This is a genomic window from Haloactinopolyspora alba (assembly GCF_003014555.1).
GTDB classification, from domain to species: Bacteria; Actinomycetota; Actinomycetes; order Jiangellales; family Jiangellaceae; genus Haloactinopolyspora; species Haloactinopolyspora alba.
Window position 1 is genome coordinate 261,205 of the sequence record NZ_PYGE01000001.1, and the last position, 20,683, is coordinate 281,887.

The window sequence follows — 20,683 nt, forward strand, 5'->3', positions numbered from 1 at the left end:
GTGCCCCGCTACTGCCTGGTCGGCCAGGTCCGTCCGGACCGGCTCGACGAGTACCGGCGGCGCCACGCCCAGGTCTGGCCGGAGCTGCTGACCGCGCTGAAAGAGGCGGGCTGGCGCCACTACACACTGTTCCTCGGCGACGACGGCCTGCTGGTCGGCTACGTCGAGGCCGACGACCTGGCCGCGGCGCAGGCAGCGGTCGCGGCCACCGAGGTCAACGACCGATGGCAACGGCAGATGTCCGACCTGTTCAGCGGGCTGGACGGCGGCGCTCCGGATCGTCACTGGCGACTGCTGGACGAGGTCTTCGATCTCGACGACCAGTTCGACGCCGCGAACGGAACAGCGGCACGAAACGAACCAGGGAAGGAACGATGACCACCACACCGCCGGGCGTGGCGGACCTGCTCGAGCGCAGCAACCGCCTCGGCGCCGATCCGCGCAACACCAACTATGCGGGCGGGAACACGTCCGCCAAGGGCACGGGGATCGATCCCGTCACCGACACCGACGTGGAGCTGCTGTGGGTGAAGGGGTCTGGGGGCGATCTGGGCACGCTCACCGAGAACGGGCTCGCGGTGCTGCGGCTGGATCGGATGCGCGCACTCGTCGACGCCTATCCGGGGGTCGACCGCGAGGACGAGATGGTCGCGGCGTTCGACTACTGCCTGCACGGCAAGGGTGGCGCCGCGCCCTCGATCGACACCGCGATGCACGGCCTGGTGGATGCTCCGCACGTGGATCACCTGCATCCGGATTCCGGGATCGCACTGGCCACCGCCGCCGACGGGGAGGCGCTGACGCGGGAGTGTTTCGGCGACCGGGTGGTGTGGGTGCCGTGGCGGCGCCCGGGTTTCCAGCTGGGGCTGGATATAGCGGCGATCGCCGCCGACAACCCACAGGCCATCGGCTGCGTCCTGGGCGGTCACGGCATCACCGCGTGGGGCGCCACCAGCAAGGAGTGCGAGGCGAACTCCCTGGAGATCATCCGCACCGCGGAACGGTTCCTGGCCGAGCGTGGCGACCCGGAGCCGTTCGGCGCGATCGTGGACGGCTTCGAGGCGTTGCCCGAGGACGAGCGGCATGAACGCGCCGCCGCACTGGCACCGGTGATCCGCGGCCTGGCCTCGACCGACAAGCCACAGGTCGGGCATTTCACCGACAGCGACGTGGTGCTGGACTTCGTGGCCCGGGAGAAGCTGGCGCCACTGGCCGCCCTGGGCACGTCCTGCCCGGACCACTTCCTGCGCACGAAGGTCCGGCCGCTGGTGCTCGACGTGGCGCCGTCGGCGCCGCTGGACGAAGCGGTTGCCCGGCTGCGTGAACTGCACACGGCCTACCGCGAGGACTACGCCGTCTATTACGAACGCCACGCCGACGCCGACACGCCGCCGATGCGCGGCGCCGACCCCGCGATCGTGCTGGTCCCGGGCGTGGGCATGTTCAGCTTCGGCAAGGACAAGCAGACCGCGCGGGTCGCCGGCGAGTTCTACGTCAACGCGATCAACGTGATGCGTGGCGCCGAAGCGGTCTCGTCGTATGCGCCGATCCCGGAGAAGGAGAAGTTCCGGATCGAGTACTGGGCGCTGGAGGAGGCGAAGCTGGCCCGGATGCCCGCGCCGAAGCCGCTGGCCACACGGGTGGCGCTGGTCACCGGTGCCGCGTCGGGTATCGGCAGGGCGACCGCGCAGCGGCTGGCGGCCGAGGGCGCCTGCGTCGTCGTGGCCGATCTGAACGCCGACGCCGCCGCGGAAACCGCACACGAGCTCGGCGGTGGTGACGTCGCCGTGCCGGTGACCGTCGACGTCACCGACGAGGAGCAGATCGCCGCCGCGTTCGCCGAGGCCGCCCGGGCTTTCGGCGGTGTCGACCTGGTCGTCAACAACGCCGGCCTGTCCATCTCCAAGCCGCTGCTGGAGACCACCACCCGGGACTGGGACCTGCAGCACGACGTGATGGCGCGCGGATCGTTCCTGGTGTCCCGTGAGGCCGCCCGCGTCATGACCGCCCAGGGTCTCGGCGGCGACATCGTCTACATCGCCAGCAAGAACGGCGTGTTCGCCGGCCCGAACAACGTCGCCTACGGCTCCACCAAGGCCGACCAGGCCCACCAGGTGCGTCTGCTCGCCGCCGAGCTCGGCGAGCACGGCATCCGGGTCAACGGCGTCAACCCCGACGGCGTCGTCCGCGGCTCCGGCATCTTCGCCGGCGGCTGGGGCGCCCAGCGCGCCGCGGTGTACGGGGTGCCCGAGGAGGAACTCGGCGCGTTCTACGCCCAGCGCACCCTGCTCAAACGCGAAGTGCTGCCCGAACACGTCGCCAACGCGGTGTTCGCGCTCACCGCCGGCGACCTGTCCCACACCACCGGACTGCACATCCCCGTCGACGCGGGCGTGGCAGCCGCGTTCCTGCGCTAGCCCGTCGAGTTGATCGCGGAAGGAAGGTGAGCGGTGAGCGAAGCGAACGGATCCACCCTCGCGGCCGTCGATCTCGGCGCCTCAAGCGGCCGCGTCATGCTCGGCCGGGTCGCCCCGGACCGGCTCGAGCTGACCGAGGCGCATCGCTTCCCCAACGTGCCGGTCCGGCTTCCGGACGGGTTGCACTGGGACGTCCTCCGGCTGTACCGCGACCTGCTGGACGGGCTGGCCGCGGCTCGACGAGCCTGCGACGGAGAGCTGCGCAGCGTGGGGATCGACTCCTGGGCGGTCGATTACGGCCTGCTCGACGCGGCGGGCACGCTCGTGAGCAATCCGTACCACTACCGGGACTCACGGACCGACGGCGTCGCCGCCGAGGTGCACGAGCGGATCGACCCCGCGCAGCTGTACGCGACGACCGGCCTGCAGTTCCTGCCGTTCACCACGATCTATCAGCTCGCCGCCGAGAGCCCGGTCCGGCTGCGGCACGCGGAACATCTCGCGCTCCTGCCCGACCTGTTCACCTACTGGCTGACCGGCGAACTCGGCACCGAGCGCACCAACGCCTCGACGACCGGGCTGTTCGACGCCCGCCGCGGCACCTGGGCCGACGAGCTCGTCCGGCAGGCCGGCCTGTCCCGCGACCTGTTCGGCGAGCTGCGCCGGCCCGGCGACGTCGTCGGCCCGCTGCTGCCCGAGGTCCGGGCCGAGACCGGGGTCGCGTCGTCGATGGTGGCAACGGCCGTCGGCTCGCACGACACCGCCTCGGCCGTCGTCGGCGTGCCCGCCGCTGACGAGCGGTTCGCCTACGTGTCGTGCGGCACGTGGTCGCTGGTCGGTGTCGAGCTGGACGGACCGGTGCTGACCGCCGCGAGCCGCGAGGCGAACTTCACCAACGAGGGCGGCGTCGACGGAACGGTTCGATACCTGCGCAATGTCATGGGCCTGTGGCTGCTCGCGGAGTCGGTCGCGGAGTGGGAACGCGCCGGGCTGACCAGCGACCTGCCGACCCTGCTGGCGATGGCCTCCGACGTCGGCCCCGGCGGGCCGGTCTTCGACCCCGACGACCCGGCGTTCATCCCGCCCGGCGACATGACCGGCCGGATCGCCGACGCGTGCCGGCGCGCCGGGCAACCGGTTCCGGAAGGACAGGCCAGGACCGTCCGGTGCATCCTCGACAGCCTCGCGGACGCGTACGCGCGCACCGTCCGCGACGCGGTCGCGCTGTCCGGCCACGAGGTCGACGTCGTGCACCTCGTCGGCGGCGGCGCGCAGAACGAGCTGCTGTGCAGGCTGACGGCCGACGCATGCGGGCTTCCCGTGGTGGCCGGTCCGGTCGAGGCGACCGCTCTCGGCAACGTGCTCGTGCAGGCACGAGCGCACGGCGCGGTCACCGGCGACCTGTGGACGATGCGCGCGTTGATCCGCGCCACCCATCCGGTGCGCCGCTACGAGCCACGCCCGCGAACGAGCACGGACCGCTGAACAGCCCTCACGTAAGCTCACGTCGTGATCCAGGACACCACCGCCGCACACCTGTCGCACCGCATCGACGTCGCGCAGTCCGAAGCCCGGCTGCCGTCGCTGGCCGCCGGTCTGGTCCGCGGCGGCCGGCTGGTCTGGTCGCACGCACGCGGCACCATCGACGGGCGAGTCACCGGCCACGAGGCCGACGAACACACCCAGTACCGCATCGGCTCCATCACGAAGACACTGGTGGCGGTCGTCGTGATGCGGCTGCGCGACGAAGGGGCTCTCGACCTCACCGACCCGTTCGAGCAACACGTCCCCGGTACCGCCATCGGGCACGTCACCGTCGCCCAGTTGCTGTCGCACGGTGCCGGCCTGCAGGCCGAGACCGACGGCCCGTGGTGGGAGCGGACAGCGGGCGAGTACTGGCGCACGCTCGTCGACCAGCTCGGGCTACGGCATCCGCCGGGGCGCCGGTTCCACTACTCGAACGTCGGCTACGCCGCTCTCGGCGAGCTGATCGCACGGCACCGCGGCCATCCGTGGGCCACGGCCGTGTCGGCGGAGCTGCTCAACCCGCTGGAGATGCAGCGCACCACCGCGCGCCCGGTGGCCCCGCACGCGCACGGGCTGGCCGTGCACCCGTTCGCCGACGTCGTGCTGGCCGAGCCGGAGCACGACGCGGGCGCCATGGCCCCGGCCGGGCAACTCTGGTCGACGGTGCGCGACCTGGCCCGCTGGGCGGCGTTCCTGGCCGGTGACACCGGCGGGCTGCTGGATCCGGACACGCTGGCGGAGATGCGCTCACCGCTGGTCGTCGACGACACGCCCGGCTCACCCTGGACCGCCGCGCACGGGCTCGGTGTTCAGGTGTGGAACATCGAGGGGCGCAGGTTCGTCGGGCACGGCGGGTCGATGCCGGGATTCCTGGCCTCGGTGCGCGTGGACGTCGAGACCGGCGACGGCGTCGTGCTGTTCACCAACTCCACCTCCGGGCTGCCGCGTAGCCTCGGCACCGACCTGCTGTCCGAGCTCACGCAGGCCGAGCCGCTGCCGCCGGAGCCGTGGCACGTCGCCGAGGGGGACGCCGAGGTCCTCGACCTGGTCGGTCCCTGGTACTGGGGTCCCGCGGGCTTCGAGCTGCGCGCGGCCGGCGACGGGCGCCTGCACCTGCGACCGGTCGACGGCGCCGGCCGCGCGTCCCGGTTCGATGCGTGCGGACCGGACCGGTGGGTGGGGCTCGACGGGTACTTCGCCGGCGAGCCGCTGCACGTGATCCGCCGCCGCGACCGTTCCGTCAGCCACCTGGATCTCGCCTCGTTCCGGTTCACCCGCACGCCCTACGACCCGGACGCCGACGTTCCCGGCGGGGTCGACGAGGCCGGCTGGCGCTGACTCGGCATCATTCGCGGTGATCATGCCGCGCCCGCATCTCGGGTACGGCCCTTCGCAATGCCGGTTGTCCGGCACCGTGGCCGTCGCCGACCTGGATGCGGAGCGTGCACGTATGACCGTTCTCGCCCAAGCCGACCTGCGCCTGGACGCAGGGTTCTGGGACTACACCCTGATCGCGATCTACTTCGTGTTCGTACTGGGTATCGGGCTCATGGCGCGGTACGCGGTGTCGAACAGCCTCGACTTCTTCCTGTCCGGCCGGTCACTTCCGGCCTGGGTGACGGGACTGGCGTTCATCTCCGCCAACCTCGGCGCCATCGAGATCATCGGCATGTCCGCCAACGGCGCGCAGTACGGCATGCCGACCATGCACTACTTCTGGATCGGCGCCGTGCCGGCGATGCTGTTCCTCGGCGTCGTGATGATGCCGTTCTACTACGGCTCCAAAGTGCGCAGCGTCCCGGAGTTCATGCTCAGGAGGTTCAGCTCGCCGGCACACCTCGTCAACGCCATCAGCTTCGCCCTCGCGCAGGTCCTGATCGCCGGCATCAACCTCTACCTGCTGGCGACGCTGGTGAACGTCCTGCTCGGCTGGCCGATCACGGTGTCGGTCGTGGTGGCGGCAGCCATCGTCCTGAGCTACATCACGCTCGGGGGCCTGTCCGCCGCGATCTACAACGAGGTACTGCAGTTCTTCGTGATCGTGGCGGCGCTCTTCCCGCTCACCATGGTCGCGCTGCAACGCGTCGGCGGCTGGGACGGCCTGGTGTCGCGGATCGAGCAGCAGACCGGCTCGGGCGCGCAGACGGGGGCGTGGCCGGGATCGGAACTGGCCGGGTTCGACTCCAGCGTGCTGTCGGTGATCGGGATCGTCTTCGGGCTCGGCTTCGTGCTCTCGTTCGGCTACTGGACCACGAACTTCGTCGAGGTCCAACGGGCGATGGCGTCGAAGAGCATGTCGTCGGCGCGGCGCACGCCGATCATCGGCGCGTTCCCGAAGATGTTCATTCCGTTCATCGTCGTGATCCCCGGCATGATCGCCGGGGTGCTGGTGCCCGAGCTCGCCCGCTACAAACAGACGCAGTCGGCGCAGACAGGGGTGGACTACAACGACGCGCTACTCCTGCTGATCCGCGACCTGCTGCCGAACGGGATGCTCGGGCTCGCGATCTCCGGCCTGCTGGCGTCGTTCATGGCCGGTATGGCGGCGAACGTGAGCTCGTTCAACACCGTGTTCAGCTACGACATCTGGCAGCGCTACGTCGTCAAGGACCGCGACGACGCCTACTACCTGCGGGTCGGCCGGGTGGTCACCGTACTGGCCACGGTCGCGGCCATCGGCACCGCGGCCATCGCCGCGACCTACTCCAACCTGATGGACTATCTGCAGCAGCTGTTCTCGTTCTTCAACGCGCCGCTGTTCGCCACGTTCATTCTGGGCATGTTCTGGAAGCGGATGACACCGGCCGCGGGCTGGACGGGGCTGGTGGCCGGCACCCTGGCCGCGGTCACGGTGTTCATCATGTCCGAGACCGGTCTCGTGGGACTGCCCGGTCAGGGCACCGCCTTCGTGGCCGCCGGCGCGGCGTTCGTCGTCGACATCGCGGTCAGCGTCGCGGTCACCGCCGTCACCGCGCCCAAGGCGGAGGCCGAGCTGGTGGGTTTGGTGTACAGCTTGACGCCGCGGGAGAGCTTCTACGATCCGCGAGACGAGGGACAGGCCTGGTACCAGCGGCCGACCCTGATGGCCGGCATCGCCCTCGCCCTGATCATCATCCTGAACGTCGCGTTCGCGTGAGGAGACAACCATGAGCACAACCGACAACTCCGGCGGCGGGCCGCGCCGGACCAGTGTCTTCGACATCCGCGTCGTCATCGCCAGCCTGCTCGGACTGTTCGGAGTGATCATCCTGTTCATGGGGTTCTTCGGCACCAGCGACGCGGATCTCGAACGCGCCGACGGCACGAACCTCAACCTGTGGACCGGAGCGGGCCTGCTGGTCGCCGCCGCCGTGTTCGTCGTCTGGGGACAGCTGCGCCCGGTCCGGCCGGACGAGGAGGCGCCGGAGGAGGACACAGGCGACCAGCACACGGGAGACGACACCGAGCAGCGCTGAGATCGCCCCGCACCGCACCCGGTGTGATGTGATGTCACCCGACCAGTGACCGCGTGGGCAATCGTTGTCGGCGCGGATCGCGTATACAAAGGTGTGGGAGTGTCGGACGAAGCGCTTCTCGCCGGGATGGCCACCGGCGACGCGGACGCGATGGCCGGCTTCGTCCGGCGCCATCAGGCGCGCGTCTACGGCCTGGCGCTGTCGGTCGTCGGCGTCCCGGCCGTCGCCGAGGAGGTGGCGCAGGAGGCGTTCGTCCGGGCCTGGCGCCACGCCGGCAACTACGACCCGCGCCGGGCACAGGCGTCCACCTGGTTGCTGACCATCACCCGCAACGTCGCGATCGACGTCGTCCGGGTGCGGCGCGAGCTGGCCACCGATCCGGTCGCCGTCGCCGAGATGATGACGACGGCGGCGTCCGACGGCGACCGCGTCGAGGACTGCGATCGGGTCGCCGCGGCGCTGCGCGAACTGCCCAGCGAACAGGCCACCGCGGTGCTGCTGTCCGTGCACTTCGGGCTCACCGCACGCGAGATCGGCGAGCGGCAGGGGGTGCCGTTGGGCACGGCGAAGACCCGCATCCGGACCGGCCTGTCCCGGCTGCGCACGATGCTGGAGGTGAGTCATGGCGAATGATCCGAACCGGTGCGCCGAACTCGCCGAGTCCCTGGCCGAGGTCGCCACCGGGGCTGCCAGCGGGCCGGACCGCGCCCGTGTCCTCGACCATCTGTCCGAGTGCGACGACTGTCGCGCCGAGCTCGAACGGCTGAGCCGGGTGGCCGACGAGGTGCTGCTGCTCGCTCCCTCGCACGAGCCGCCCGCGGGTTTCGAGAGCGCGGTCCTCGAACGGATCGCCGGCTCGGACGACGCCGGACCGGAAGGCACCGGGCCGGACGACGGCTCGGGTGCGGGTTCGGACGACGGCCACGCCGGTGGCGAGCCGGCCGACGGCACACGACGGCACTGGGTACGTGGCCTGGTGCTCGCAGCGGCCGCCGCCGTCATCGGTCTGGCCGGTGCCGGCATCGTCTGGCAGACGACATCCGACGAACGTGAGCTGGCCGAGGGGTACCGCAAGACGCTCGACATCGCGGACGGGCAGTACTTCTCCGCCGCCCCGGTCCGCGACGCCTCCGGTGAGCAGGTGGGACACGTGTTCCTGTACCAGGGCGAGCCGTCGTGGGTGTTCGCCGTGCTCGGCGACGCCCCGGCGCCGGGTGTCTACGACGTCCGGGTGGCGACCGACGACTGGACCGGTGACGTCGCCAGCTGCGACGTCGAGGCCAAGACCGGCGGCGCCGGCGGCACCATCAACGCCGACATCTACCAGGTCCGCGAGGTCCGGCTGGTCGCCCCGGACACCCCACCGCTCATCGCGACGCTGCCCGACCGCTCCGGAGAATGATCACGTTGTTGAAGGCATGCATGGAATTCCATGCGTCGCCACCCTTGCAAGCCTCGTGACGCGAGCAGAAGCCTGGTGGTGCTCACAACAACGGCAGCAACCCGCTGAGGTCCGCCCGGTCGCCGCTCGCGCTGACGTTGCCGGCCGCGACCTCGTCCTCCCACGACGTCCGACCAGCGGCCAGCCGTAACCACGACGCCGACGTCAGCTCCACGACGTTGGCCGGCGTCCCGCGGGTGTGCCGCGGCCCCTCGACACACTGCACCGCGGCGAACGGCGGGACCCGAACCTCGACGCTGCGCCCCGGTGCCCGCTCGGCCAGCACGTCCAGCAGTGCACGGGCTGCCATCCGAACGGTGTCCCGGGGCAGCGCCGGAGCGGTCACGTCTGGCACCGACCGCGCGAGGTCGTCGGCGTGCACGGCGATCTCGACGACGCGCGTCAGCAGGTAGTCACCGAGACGGACCGGCACCCGGCGCGTGGTCACGACCTGGTCGTGCAGTCCGATGCGTTCGACGACCTCGGCGGCGGCCGCGCGCTGTTCGTCGATCCGCGCCAGAACGGCCGCGGGCTCGCGGTCCCCGTCATCGGCGAGCTCACGCGCGGTGTCCGCGATCTCGTCCGCCACGGCCGCGTAGGAGGCCAGATAATCGCTCGCCGTCCCCGCATGCGCGTCCGATGGCGCCGCGGCCAGGACCGTCACCGAAGCGGACACCGTGGCCAGGTGCGCCGCCAGATCCGTGACGTCCCACCCCGGCAGCACGCTGGGCTGCGCCCACGCCTGCTCGGGGAGGTCGTCGAGCCAGCTCCGCACCGTCGATATGCCGACCTCGTAGGCCGCCCACGCCGTGACGGGATCGATCCGTTTCGCCATCGGGGCAGGTTAACCCGCTGGACGGTGGCAGAGCCTCACAGGGGCGAGCCGAGAGGTCGACGCCGACGGCAACGGCGCTACGTCAGCTTCGGGTGGCGCAACGAGTCCAGCAACCGCGACAACGCCACGATCGTGTCGTCGAGATCCCGCGGGCGTGTCGACTGTGCGAGCCACAGGGCGGCCTCGTTCATGGCGCCGGACAACAGATGAGTCAGCGGTGCGATCGGCTGTTCCGGGATGGTTCCCTGCTCGATCAGCTCAGCCAACGCCTCGCTCAGGTGCTGGCCCGAGGCCGCCTCGTCCATGGTTCGCCATTCGTGCCACCGCAGGATCGCCGGACCGTCGACGAGCATGATCTGTTGAACGTCCGGATCGGCACTCGCGCGGAGGAACGCTTCGCATCCGGCGGTCAGCCGCAGCCACGGATCGTCAGACGTCTCAGCCGCTGCGACGACTCGTGCCGCCACCTCGCTCTGCACCTGTTCGACGACCGCGTGGAACAGCGCGGCCTTGTTGTCGAAGTGGTGGTACAGCGCTCCCTTGGTCAAGCCGACACCGTCGACGATGTCGGCGAGGCTCACCGCGGCGTATCCGTGCCGGGCGAACAATGTCCTGGCCTCGGTGACGAGAGCGTGCGTGGTGTCTTGTCGTTGTTGTGCCTTGGTTCGGCGCACGCGGGACTCCTCCAGTTGACATACCGATGGTATGCGACCTACCGTCTCACATACCTACCGTTGGTATGTTTCTTCGAATGGAGCATCCGTGTCCGTCACCAGCTTCTATCCCGTGATCCAGTCGTCCGACCCGGCGACGTCACACGCCTTCTACCGCACGCACTTCGGCTTCGAGACGACGTTCGAGTCCGACTGGTACGTCAGCCTCAGACACCCCGAACCACCGCACGACGAGCTCGCTCTGCTCGACCACCGCCACCCGACCCTGCCACCCGCATACCGCGCGCCGGCCCGAGGCTTGCTCCTCAACTTCGAGGTCACCGATGTCGACGCGGAGTACGACCGCCTCGTCCGCGGCGCCGGCCTGAGCGTCGAGTTGGACCTGCGCAGCGAGGACTTCGGCCAGCGTCACTTCATCATCGCAGCGCCGGACGACGTTCTCATCGACGTGATCACACCGATCGAACCGGTCGGCGAGTTCGCCGACCAGTACACGAAGGCTGCCACCGGCTGAACGAACGAGGCGCTCCGACGTGATCATCAACGATCGTCCGCGCCCGGGGCGCCTGTGATCATGTGCGATGGCGGGCATCACTAGGCGTCCAACTGCGGTGACGCGATTGACAGTATGGGCGCACCGCGCGGACGTACCTGTTCGAAGGGCTGGACCGCGAGAGTTTCGAAGGCATCGGGACCAGCCCGATGAACCTGATCGCCACCGCAGCAGCGGAGATGGCGAAACCGCCCCCGGACTGGCGAACCACCCACGCGCGCATCGACCCGCCTTCGGCTGGGGCGCGATGTCACTGGGCACGCTGCTCGGCGGCGCCCTGGTCGCGGCCGGCGAAACCGTGCTCGGCCGTGAGTGGGCGCTGCGCACACCGTTTCTCGTTGCCGCGGCGATGCACGTAGCGTTGCTCGTCTACGTCGCGCCGCGGTTGACCACCCGCCGGATCGAACAAGCCAGGGTTCAGGCGTCGAACACCGCCGGCAACGTCGACTCGTGAGCGTTCCGCAGCTCGTCGACACCGACAGCGAGAACGTTCTGGACGTCGAGCACGCCGCCGTCGTCGACGACGCCGATGCGCTGGTGGCCGAACCGCCGCGCCGTGCACATGTCGGTGAAGCGGACCTCCTCGGACCGCGGCACGGACACGATCGCCCGCGCCTGCGACTCGGAGAACAGGAACACGAACGGATCGACGCCGTCGGGAACCCACACCCGCGCGCCGGTGCCGTGCCGGAGGACCGCCTCGGCCAGTGCCTGCGCGACGCCGCCGTCGGAGACGTCGTGCGCCGCGTCGACGAGCCCGTCCCTCGACGCGTTGACCAGGATCTCCGCGAGTTCACGTTCGGCGTCGAGGTCGACGGACGGCGGCATCCCGCCGAGGTGCCCGTGCGTCACCCACGCCCACTCCGAGCCGCCGAACTCGTCGCCGGTCTCGCCGAGCAGGTAGATCACCTGGCCGGGCTCGCGGAAGCCCTGCGGGATTCGCCGGCCGACGTCGTCGAGCACGCCCAGCACGCCGACGACCGGGGTCGGCAGGATGGCGGCCTCGCCGGTCTGGTTGTAAAGCGAGACGTTCCCGCCGGTGACCGGCGTGCCGAGCACCTGGCAGGCGTCCGCGAGCCCTCGTACGGCCTCGGCGAACTGCCACATGACAGCAGGGTCCTCCGGCGAGCCGAAGTTGAGGCAGTCGGTCACGGCCAGCGGGCGGGCTCCGGTGGTCGCGACGTTGCGGTACGCCTCGGCCAGCGCGAGCTGCGCTCCGGTGTACGGGTCGAGCTTGGTGTAACGGCCGTTGCCGTCGGTGGACACCGCGACCCCCAGCCCGCTGGACTCGTCGAGACGCAGCACACCGGCGTCCTCTGGCTGGGCGAGGACGGTGTTGCCCAGAACGTAGCGGTCGTACTGGTCGGTGACCCAGGCCTTGGACGCGAGGTTCGGCGAGGCGAGCATCCGCAGCAGCGTGTCGCGCAGCTCGGCGCCGGTGGACGGACGGGGCAGCGCCGACGGGGATGCCGCCTGCAGCTCGTCCTGCCAGGCCGGACGCGCGTAGGGCCGCTCGTACACCGGGCCCTCGTGCGCGACCGTGCGCGGGTCGACGTCCACGATGGTCTCGCCGTGCCAGTCGATGACCAACCGTCCGGTGCCGGTGACCTCGCCGATGACGGCGGTCTCGACGTCCCACTTGCCGGTGACGGCGAGGAACGCGTCGAGGTTCTCGGGCGTGACGACGCCCATCATCCGCTCCTGCGACTCCGACATCAGGATCTCGCCGGGGGTCAGGGTGGGGTCACGCAGCAGTACCGTCTCGAGGTCGACGTGCATGCCGCCGTCGCCGTTGCTGGCCAGCTCGGACGTCGCGCAGGAGATGCCGGCGGCGCCGAGGTCCTGGATGCCGTCGACCAGCCGCCGCTCGAACAGCTCGAGGCAGCACTCGATCAGCACCTTCTCCATGAACGGGTCGCCCACCTGCACCGACGGGCGCTTGCTCGACTTGCTGTCGTCGAAGCTCTCGGAGGCCAGGATGGACGCGCCGCCGATGCCGTCGCCGCCGGTGCGGGCGCCGAACAGGACGACCTTGTTACCGACGCCGGAGGCGCTGGCGAGATGGATGTCCTCGTGCCGCATCACGCCCACGCAGAGGGCGTTGACCAGCGGGTTCGCCGCGTAGCTCGGGTCGAAGACGACCTCGCCGCCGATGTTCGGCAGCCCCAGGCAGTTGCCGTAGCCGCCGACGCCGGCCACGACCCCCGGCAGCACCCGCTTCGTGTCGTCGGCGTCCATCGGCCCGAACCGCAGCGGGTCCATGACCGCCACCGGGCGCGCGCCCATGGCGAGGATGTCGCGCACGATGCCGCCGACGCCGGTGGCGGCGCCCTGGTAGGGCTCGACGTAGGACGGGTGGTTGTGCGACTCCACCTTGAAGGTCACGGCCAGGCCGTTGCCGATGTCGACGACGCCGGCGTTCTCGCCCATGCCGACCAGCAGCGCGTCGCTCGCCGGCGCCTTCTGCCCGAACTGGCGCAGGTGCGCCTTGGAGCTCTTGTACGAGCAGTGCTCGGACCACATGACGCTGTACATGGCGAGCTCGGAGTTGGTGGGGCGGCGCCCGAGGATGTCCCGGATACGGGTGTACTCGTGCTCCTTCAGCCCCAGCTCGTCCCACGGCTGCGCCTGGTCGGGGGTCTTGGCGGCGGCGTCGGTGGTGTCGAGTTCGCGGTGCGTCGTCACGCTCGGGCCATTCCTTCGATCGTTTCCAGCACGGACGTGAAGAAGCCGAGACCGTCGGTGCTGCCCGGCCCCACGGTGGGCTCGACCGCGTGCTCGGGGTGCGGCATCAGCCCGACGACGTTGCCGGCGGCGTTGGTCACGCCCGCGATGTCGCGCAGGGAGCCGTTGGGGTTGTGTCCGTCGTAGCGGAAGGCCACCCGGCCCTCGCCCTCGAGCTGGTCCAGGGTGCGCTCGTCGGCGACGTAGCAGCCGTCGATGTTCTTCAGCGGGACGACGATGCGCTCGCCGGGCTCGTAGGCCGAGGTCCACGCGGTGTCGGCGTTCTCGACCCGCAACGGCTGGTCGCGGCAGACGAACCGCAGCCGGTCGTTGCGGATCATCGCGCCGGGCAGCAGATGTGTCTCGCACAGCACCTGGAAGCCGTTGCAGATGCCGAGCACCGGCATCCCGCCGCGGGCGGCGTCGACCACGGCCCTCATCACCGGGGCCATCCCCGCGATGGCTCCGGCGCGCAGGTAGTCGCCGTAGGAGAATCCGCCGGGCAGCACGACGGCGTCGACACCGTGCAGGTCGGCGTCGGCGTGCCAGAGCTCGACCGCGTCGCCGCCGGCGAGACGGACGGCTCGCGCCGCGTCACGGTCGTCCAGGGAGCCGGGAAAGGTCACCACACCGATGCGCACGGCTCACGCCTCGGTCTCGACGTGCAGGGTGTAGTCCTCGATGACCGGGTTGGACAGGAGCGTGGAGGCGGCACGCTCGATCTCGGCGACGGCTTCGGGGCCGGCGTCGCCGGTGAGCTCGATCTCGAACCGCTTGCCTTGGCGGACGGAGGCGACACCGTCGAACCCGAGCCGGTCGAAGGCGCCGTGCACGGCCTTGCCCTGGGGGTCGAGTATCTCCGGTTTCAGCATGACGTCGACGACGACGCGGGACACGGGCGGTGCTCCTCACCAGCGGACGACGGGGCGTGCCCAGGATACCCAGCCCGCGTCAGTCCGGGACGACCAGCCGGAAACCCACGCCGCGGACGGAGACCACCCGCAGCTCGGCGACCGCGACGGCGAGCCGTTTGCGCAGCCGCTTGACGGCGGAGACGACCGGGTCGGCGTCACCGAGGTAGCGGGTCTTCCAGATCCGTGACATCAGTTCCTCGAAGGTCCACACCCGGCCCGCGTCGCTGGCCAGGGTGGCCATCAGGTCGAACTCGCGCGCGCTGAGCTCGATGTTCACCCCGGCCCACGTGACCTCGCGCGCGGTGGCGTCGACCCGGAGATGACCGTGCACGATGATGTCGGCCGACTCGGACCGTCGAGATGCCGGCGGTTGCTCGCGCAACAGGCCACGCGCGGTGTCGGTGTCCGGCGCCACCAGGACCACCGCCCGTCTGTCCACAGCTTCCGCGATTCCTGCCGTGTCCTCCAGCGTCGTGCCCACGCAGATGACGTACGGCGCGCTGATTCCGGATGACGGTGTCTCCGTCACGGCACACCACCCCTTGAGGAAACCCCTTACCCGCCCTGTCATGTGAGCATGACATCTTTGCCTCGGTTTGTGTATGTCTGCCGGAGTTTTTCCCATTAATCGGTCGTCAAGTCGGAGTCACTCCGGCGTGGCCCGGTCAGTCATGACCGCATATTGCCCATGTCGCGACCTTGTCCACCGATAGTTCATATCGCAAGGATGACTGCACCGCATATCGGGACGCTCGTGGCGAAGATGTCCGATCGCGTCGAGTCACGGTGTCCGCTCGATCCGAGGAGGTTCCCGTGCAGCATCCACCACCACGACGCCGGCGACATCTCGCCGTCCTGCTCTCGGTGTTCGCCCTGATCGCGACCGTGCTGGGCGCGGCGCCCGCGGCCCAGGCCGACTTCGGCCGCCCCGCCGAGCCCGTCGACCCGATGGACAAGATCGAACAGGGCGTCTTCGACGACCTGGACACGAAGAACGTCGCCGACTACTGGGTCCGGCTCAGCGCGAAGGCCGACACCGGCAAGGCCGCGACCACCGACGACTGGACCACACGCGGTCAGCAGGTGGTCGACGAGCTGAAGAGCACCGCGCGGCGCTCACAGGCCGGCGTACGCAAACTGCTGGACAGCCGCGGGATCGGCTACGAACCGTACTGGATCACCAACGCGATCCTGGTGCGCGACGGCGACCGGGCGCTGGCCGAACGGCTGGCCGCGATGGACGCCGTCGAACAGATCCGGGCGCCGCGGACGTACCAGCCGCCCGACCCGGTCGAGTCCAAGCCGTCCTCGGACATGGGAACGAACGCTCTCGAGTGGGGCGTGGAGAACATCAATGCCGACGACGTCTGGGCCGACTACGGCGTCACCGGCGAGGGCATCGTCGTCGCCAACATCGACAGCGGTGTCGACTACGACCACCCCGCGCTGGTCGACTCGTACCGCGGCAACAACGGTGACGGGACCTTCGACCACGACTACAACTGGTTCGACGCCACCGGCACCAGCGACGAGCCCTTCGACGGGGCCGCCAGCTCGCACGGCACCCACACCATGGGCACCATGGCCGGCGACGACGGCGAAGGCAACCAGATCGGTGTCGCGCCTGGCGTTCAGTGGATCGCCGCCAACGGCTGCAACACCTGCTCCGACGCGGACCTGATCGCCTCCGGTGAGTGGATGCTGGCGCCAACGGACCTCAACGGCGAGAACCCGGACGTGTCGATGCGCCCGCACATCATCAACAACTCGTGGGGCAGCCGGTTCCCGTCGAACGACCCGTTCATGGAGGACATCCTCAACGAGTGGGCGGCGTCGGGGATCTTCGGCGTCTGGTCGAACGGCAACAGCGGCAGCTCCTGCGAGAGCAGCGGATCGCCGGGCAGCCGCATCATCAACTACTCGGTCGGCGCCTACGACAGCTCCGGTTCCATCGCCTCGTTCTCCGCCCGCGGACCGGGCCAGGAGGGCGAGATCAAACCGAACATCGCCGCGCCCGGCGTCGACGTCCGCTCGTCCGTCGACGGCGGCGGGTACGGGTTCTTGTCCGGAACGTCGATGGCGTCGCCACACGTCGCGGGTGCGATCGCGCTGCTGTGGTCCGGCGCGCCGGCGCTGATCGGTGACGTCGACGGCACCCGGACGCTGTTGAACGAGACGGCCATCGACACCGCCGACGACCAGTGCGGCGGCACCCCGGAGAACAACAACGTCTGGGGCGAAGGCAAGCTGGACGCGCTGGCCCTTCTGGACGCCGCACCCACCGGCGACACCGGCACGTTGGCGGGCACGGTCACCGACGCCGACGGCGCCCCCGTCGAAGGCGCAACGGTCAGCGTCACCGGTCCCATGGAACGCGAGACCAGCACCGACGCCGTCGGCGCCTACGGGCTGACCCTGAGCACCGGCAGCTACGCCGTCACGGTGTCCGCGTTCGGTTACGAGACCACGACGACCACCGTCGAGATCGTCGCCGAGGAGACGGCGACCCACGACGTCACTCTCGAGACGGCGACGTCGTTCCCGGTCAGCGGCACCGTCACCGACGCCGTCAGCGGCGAGCCGGTCGCCGGCGCCACGGTGACCGTCGACGGGACGTCCATCGCGCCGGCGACCACCGACGCCACCGGCGCGTACACCTTCGACTCGGTCCCGGCGGGCTCGTACACCGTGACGGCCGACGGCGGCCGGTGCAGCGTGCCGGTGACCGAGGACCTGACCGTCGACGGCCCCACGACACTGGACGTGGTGCTGGAGAAGCGGACGGACGGGTTCGGCTACTTCTGCTCCACCGGGCCGGCCGACTACGTCGAGGGCGACACGCCCGTCGGCCTCAGCGGGGACGAGTCGACCACGACGGTGGAGCTGCCGTTCGACTTCCCGCTGTACGGCGAGAGCTACGACACCGCGTACCTGTCCACGAACGGGCACCTGAACTTCCTGGAGCCCGTGACCGACTACTCCAACTCGGAACTGCCGGAGTCGTCGGCGCCGAACGCGGCGCTCTACCCGTTCTGGGACGACATGCGCGTCGACGACACCGCGTCGGTCCACACCGGAACGGTGGACGGCGGGTTCGTCATCGAGTACCGCGACGTCGAGTTCTTCGGCGATGACGACGTGCGTGTCGACTTCGCCGTCACGCTGCACGAGGACGGTTCGATCGACTTCGCCTACCGCAACCTCGACCCCGGCGTGGAGCGTGAACTGGGCGCCAGCGCGACGGTCGGTATCGAGAACGCCGACGGCACGGACGCGTTGCAGTACTCGTTCAACGAGGCCGCGTTGTCCAGTGGCACCGGCATCACGTTCGCGCTGCCGCCGAACGGTTTCGTCAGCGGGACGGTCACCGACGCCAACGACGGCCTGCCGGTCGCCGGCGCGACGGTCAGCGCCGTCAGCCCCGACGGCACCGTGGCCCGAGAGGTGACGACCGGCGACGACGGCAGCTACTCGATGCAGTTGTTCCTCGGCTCGTACACGGTGCGGGCCGCGAACTCCGGTTACGTCACCGGCAGCGACGACCTGGTCGTCGACACCGACGGCGAGACGAACACGGTCGACTTCGCGCTGAACACCGGTGTCGCCGACATCGAACACGACCCGCTGTCCTGGACGATCACCGAGGGACAGTCCAGGAGCGGCGAGGTCACCGTGACCAACACCGGCTCGGCGGACCTGAACTGGGAGATCGGCGAGCTGATCCGCAGCGCCGGCCGGCAGCGGACACCGTCGATCGACCGGGACGGTATGGCCAGGCAAGCGGACCCGAACGCGCGGACGGCCCTGGGCCTGTACACCGACGAGCAGCTGAAGCAGATGCGCAAGACCGAGCCCACCCCGACCGACACCGGCGACGTTCTGCGGCAGTGGAACACCGAAGGGGTCTCGGTCGCCTGGGGCACCGGCTACGACGGCGACGTCTGGGTGTCCGACCCCGACGCCGTCACGAACCACCAGTTCAGCCCGGACGGCACACCCGGCGACGTGTTCTCCGGCGACTGGGGCGGCACCTGGAACGGCGACATGGCGCAGGACACCAGCTCGGGCGCGATGTGCCAGGTCAACGTCGGTGGGGACAACGCGATCCACTGCTTCGACCAGGCCGATGGCTCGGAGCAGTACACGATCTCCGGCTCCGGGTGGACCGGGATCTCGCAGCGCGGGCTCGCCTACAACCCGACGGACGACACGTTCTACGTCGGCGGCTGGAACGAGGGCGTCATCTACACCGTCGCGGGGCGGTCGCACGACAACCCGGGCGAGACGCTCGCGCAGTGCACACCGGAGGACGGTTCCATCGCCGGGCTGGCGTACAACCCGACGGCCGACGTCATCTGGATGGTGAACAGCTCACTGACCACGTACCTGTACCAGCTCAGCCCGGAGAACTGCGAGACGATCTCCACGATCGCGTTCCCCGAGCAGGGTTCCGGTCCGGGTGCCGGGCTGGCCATGAACGCCTCCGGCGCGCTGTGGGCCACCAGCCAGCTGTCCAACACCGCGTACCTGATCGACAGCGGTGTCCCGAACGTCACGGACGTGCCGTGGGTCGGGTCCGACCCGTCGTCCGGCACGCTCGCACCGGGAGAGTCCACCACGGTGACGGTGACGGTCGACAGCACCGGCATCGAGCGTGGTCTGCACGAGGCGACGCTGAACATCGCCACGAACGCCGGACGGGTGCCGACCACGTCGGTCCCGGTCTCGATCCTGGTGCCGGCCTACCGGACCGGTGTCAACGCCGGTGGCGGCGAGCACACCGACGGCATCGGGGACCTGTGGTCTGGTGACCAGCGCTACTCGTCCGGCTCGTGGGGCTGGGTCGGTCAGCGAGCGCAGCCCGAGAAGACCGGCAAGACGGTCGGGGGTACCGACGAGCAGGGCCTGTTCCAGAGCAGGCGCCAGGGCATCTTCGGCTACCGGTTCGACGACGTCCCGGCCGGCACCTACGAGGTGGAGCTCGGCTTCGCCGAGTTCAAGGCGAACATGCTGCCGGCGAGGCGAGTGTTCGACGTGAGCGTCAACGGTGACTACGTGCTGGTGAACCACGACGTCGCCGCCGAGGTCCGCGGACTCTGGGCGGACGAGCACACGTTCGTCGTCGAGCACGAAGGCGGTCCGCTCGAGGTCACCTTCCACGACCGGTTCGGCTACCAGTTGCCGATCGTCAACGCCCTGCGCGTGACGGACCGGCCCGACCTGTAGGAGTTCGATCCACGTCATTCGAGTCCCGGGGACGGTGTCTGCGCGACACCGTCCCCGGATTCGTTCGTCATCTCCCGCAGCACGCGAAGGACGCGTAGCGCGTACTCGTCGGCGACGACGTCGATCTCGTGCACGGGCGCGACCCGGACCCGGCCATGCGGCGTCTCGACGTGGACGTGCCGGGACACGTCGTCCGGCGGAGCCAGCCGCGTCCGCGCTTCGGAGAACGCGCAGCGCAGCCAGAAGGTCCCGTCCGGACAGTGTGCAGCCAGCCAGGCACGTAGCTGCGCTCCCAGCGGTTCCGGGTTCGACCGCGGCACCCGGAACTTCGGACCACGTCGACGCGCCGCCTCGACGATGTAGCTGTGCTCGGTCACCAACCCCGCCAGCGCTTCGAAGGTCTCAGGGGTGTCCGCGACCGCGAGATCGTAGTGATCGGCCGGCAACGGCGCGCCCAACAGGCTCGCCGCCGCCAACCCTTCGACCCGGTACGCGACGCGGGCCAGTTCGGTGAACGACACCCACCGCGACACGGCGACGCGGTCGTCCAGGGGCTCGGACGCCACTCGAGCGATAGCCGCACGCACATCCGCGTCGAGCTGTTCGAGTTCGGCCCGGATCTGCCACCCGGCCGCCGCGAGAATGGCCGTCAACGTCCCGATCGACGGCGCCCTGTTGCCGCACTCGTAGCGCGAGAGCGCGTGCCTACTGACATCCGCCCGCTCGGCCAACACTCGCTGAGACAAGCCCGCGGCGAACCGCGCCTGTTTGATCAATCCGCCCGTGTCCACAATGGACACTCTGTCGCCGGACGACGATGTCGACCACGTCCGGCCGAGCGAATGTGGACAACCGCCACACGTACCGGCCCCTGTGGACGACGTTGCAGCGTCCGCAGGGTTGGGGGCAGGTGCTTC

Annotated in this window: 18 protein-coding genes; 11 read left to right on the top strand and 7 right to left on the bottom strand. The window is 70.0% G+C overall.

Going from position 1 to position 20,683, the window contains the following annotated elements; translation table 11 throughout:
• The 8 genes from CLV30_RS01195 to CLV30_RS01230 all read left to right on the top strand — a co-directional run bounded on the left by CLV30_RS01195 (position 1) and on the right by CLV30_RS01230 (position 8,801).
• Positions 1–378: an L-rhamnose mutarotase gene (locus CLV30_RS01195; RefSeq protein ID WP_106535607.1), complete on the top strand. Its 378-nt coding sequence runs from the start codon at positions 1–3 to the stop codon at positions 376–378.
• Positions 375–2,417, top strand: coding sequence for a bifunctional aldolase/short-chain dehydrogenase (locus tag CLV30_RS01200; RefSeq protein ID WP_106535351.1), 2,043 nt, complete (start codon positions 375–377; stop codon positions 2,415–2,417). The genes CLV30_RS01195 and CLV30_RS01200 overlap by 4 nt, the downstream gene beginning before the upstream one ends.
• Before the next feature lie 96 nt (positions 2,418–2,513).
• Positions 2,514–3,902, top strand: coding sequence for a rhamnulokinase (locus tag CLV30_RS01205; RefSeq protein ID WP_106535608.1), 1,389 nt, complete (start codon positions 2,514–2,516; stop codon positions 3,900–3,902).
• Positions 3,903–3,929: 27 nt separating this feature from the next.
• Positions 3,930–5,282 carry a serine hydrolase domain-containing protein gene (locus tag CLV30_RS01210; protein WP_420841948.1) on the top strand — a complete coding sequence of 451 codons (1,353 nt, stop codon included), beginning with the start codon at positions 3,930–3,932 and terminating at the stop codon, positions 5,280–5,282.
• A 112-nt stretch (positions 5,283–5,394) separates the two neighbouring features.
• Complete coding sequence (locus CLV30_RS01215) at positions 5,395–7,080, top strand: sodium:solute symporter family protein (protein WP_106535609.1); 1,686 nt, start codon at positions 5,395–5,397, stop codon at positions 7,078–7,080.
• 10 nt (positions 7,081–7,090) lie between these two features.
• On the top strand, positions 7,091–7,399 hold the full coding sequence (locus CLV30_RS01220) for a hypothetical protein (protein ID WP_106535353.1): 309 nt from the start codon (positions 7,091–7,093) through the stop codon (positions 7,397–7,399).
• Between the two features lie 99 nt (positions 7,400–7,498).
• Positions 7,499–8,032 (top strand): RNA polymerase sigma factor, encoded by a 534-nt coding sequence (locus tag CLV30_RS01225; protein WP_205740358.1) that lies wholly within the window; start codon positions 7,499–7,501, stop codon positions 8,030–8,032.
• A complete protein-coding gene (locus CLV30_RS01230) occupies positions 8,022–8,801 on the top strand; it encodes an anti-sigma factor family protein (protein WP_106535354.1) in 780 nt (259 codons plus the stop codon). The genes CLV30_RS01225 and CLV30_RS01230 overlap by 11 nt, the downstream gene beginning before the upstream one ends.
• An 82-nt stretch (positions 8,802–8,883) precedes the next feature.
• On the opposite strand, the gene CLV30_RS01235 is transcribed toward CLV30_RS01230, so the two are convergent.
• Both CLV30_RS01235 and CLV30_RS01240 read right to left on the bottom strand, forming a co-directional pair.
• Positions 8,884–9,675 carry a sterol carrier family protein gene (locus tag CLV30_RS01235; protein ID WP_106535355.1) on the bottom strand — a complete coding sequence of 264 codons (792 nt, stop codon included), beginning with the start codon at positions 9,673–9,675 and terminating at the stop codon, positions 8,884–8,886.
• A gap of 77 nt (positions 9,676–9,752) precedes the next feature.
• On the bottom strand, positions 9,753–10,349 hold the full coding sequence (locus CLV30_RS01240; RefSeq protein ID WP_106535356.1) for a TetR/AcrR family transcriptional regulator: 597 nt from the start codon (positions 10,347–10,349) through the stop codon (positions 9,753–9,755).
• A gap of 88 nt (positions 10,350–10,437) precedes the next feature.
• On the opposite strand from CLV30_RS01240, the gene CLV30_RS01245 reads away from it, so the two are divergent.
• Both CLV30_RS01245 and CLV30_RS01250 read left to right on the top strand, forming a co-directional pair.
• Positions 10,438–10,863 carry a VOC family protein gene (locus CLV30_RS01245; RefSeq protein ID WP_106535357.1) on the top strand — a complete coding sequence of 142 codons (426 nt, stop codon included), beginning with the start codon at positions 10,438–10,440 and terminating at the stop codon, positions 10,861–10,863.
• A 286-nt stretch (positions 10,864–11,149) separates the two neighbouring features.
• Positions 11,150–11,356 carry a hypothetical protein gene (locus CLV30_RS01250; RefSeq protein ID WP_106535358.1) on the top strand — a complete coding sequence of 69 codons (207 nt, stop codon included), beginning with the start codon at positions 11,150–11,152 and terminating at the stop codon, positions 11,354–11,356.
• Here CLV30_RS01250 and purL read toward each other — a convergent pair.
• Genes purL through CLV30_RS01270 form a run of 4 tightly spaced genes read right to left on the bottom strand, consistent with a single transcriptional unit; the run spans position 11,320 to position 15,069 of the window.
• Complete coding sequence (gene purL, locus CLV30_RS01255; RefSeq protein ID WP_106535359.1) at positions 11,320–13,587, bottom strand: phosphoribosylformylglycinamidine synthase subunit PurL; 2,268 nt, start codon at positions 13,585–13,587, stop codon at positions 11,320–11,322. The two genes, CLV30_RS01250 and purL, sit on opposite strands and share 37 nt — an antisense overlap.
• Positions 13,584–14,267, bottom strand: a complete 684-nt coding sequence (purQ, locus tag CLV30_RS01260) for a phosphoribosylformylglycinamidine synthase subunit PurQ (protein WP_106535360.1) — start codon at positions 14,265–14,267, stop codon at positions 13,584–13,586. The genes purL and purQ overlap by 4 nt, the downstream gene beginning before the upstream one ends.
• Positions 14,268–14,270: 3 nt before the next feature.
• Complete coding sequence (purS, locus tag CLV30_RS01265; RefSeq protein ID WP_106535361.1) at positions 14,271–14,522, bottom strand: phosphoribosylformylglycinamidine synthase subunit PurS; 252 nt, start codon at positions 14,520–14,522, stop codon at positions 14,271–14,273.
• 55 nt (positions 14,523–14,577) lie between these two features.
• Positions 14,578–15,069, bottom strand: a complete 492-nt coding sequence (locus CLV30_RS01270) for a winged helix-turn-helix domain-containing protein (protein WP_165358396.1) — start codon at positions 15,067–15,069, stop codon at positions 14,578–14,580.
• Between the two features lie 284 nt (positions 15,070–15,353).
• On the opposite strand from CLV30_RS01270, the gene CLV30_RS01275 reads away from it, so the two are divergent.
• Positions 15,354–19,766: a carboxypeptidase regulatory-like domain-containing protein gene (locus CLV30_RS01275; RefSeq protein ID WP_129710813.1), complete on the top strand. Its 4,413-nt coding sequence runs from the start codon at positions 15,354–15,356 to the stop codon at positions 19,764–19,766.
• Between the two features lie 14 nt (positions 19,767–19,780).
• Here the strand turns inward: CLV30_RS01275 and CLV30_RS01280 are convergent, their stop codons facing one another.
• Positions 19,781–20,566 (bottom strand): helix-turn-helix domain-containing protein, encoded by a 786-nt coding sequence (locus CLV30_RS01280; RefSeq protein ID WP_106535364.1) that lies wholly within the window; start codon positions 20,564–20,566, stop codon positions 19,781–19,783.
• Positions 20,567–20,683 lie beyond the last annotated feature (117 nt).

Bases quoted from the DNA above. Each gene is read 5' to 3' on its own strand.
- CLV30_RS01200 (WP_106535351.1), top strand. From the start codon at position 375: ATGACCACCACACCGCCGGGCGTGGCGGACCTGCTCGAGCGCAGCAAC.
- CLV30_RS01205 (WP_106535608.1), top strand. From the start codon at position 2,514: ATGCTCGGCCGGGTCGCCCCGGACCGGCTCGAGCTGACCGAGGCGCAT.
- CLV30_RS01215 (WP_106535609.1), top strand. From the start codon at position 5,395: ATGACCGTTCTCGCCCAAGCCGACCTGCGCCTGGACGCAGGGTTCTGG.
- CLV30_RS01220 (WP_106535353.1), top strand. From the start codon at position 7,091: ATGAGCACAACCGACAACTCCGGCGGCGGGCCGCGCCGGACCAGTGTC.
- CLV30_RS01230 (WP_106535354.1), top strand. From the start codon at position 8,022: ATGGCGAATGATCCGAACCGGTGCGCCGAACTCGCCGAGTCCCTGGCC.
- CLV30_RS01235 (WP_106535355.1), bottom strand. From the start codon at position 9,675: ATGGCGAAACGGATCGATCCCGTCACGGCGTGGGCGGCCTACGAGGTC.
- CLV30_RS01250 (WP_106535358.1), top strand. From the start codon at position 11,150: ATGTCACTGGGCACGCTGCTCGGCGGCGCCCTGGTCGCGGCCGGCGAA.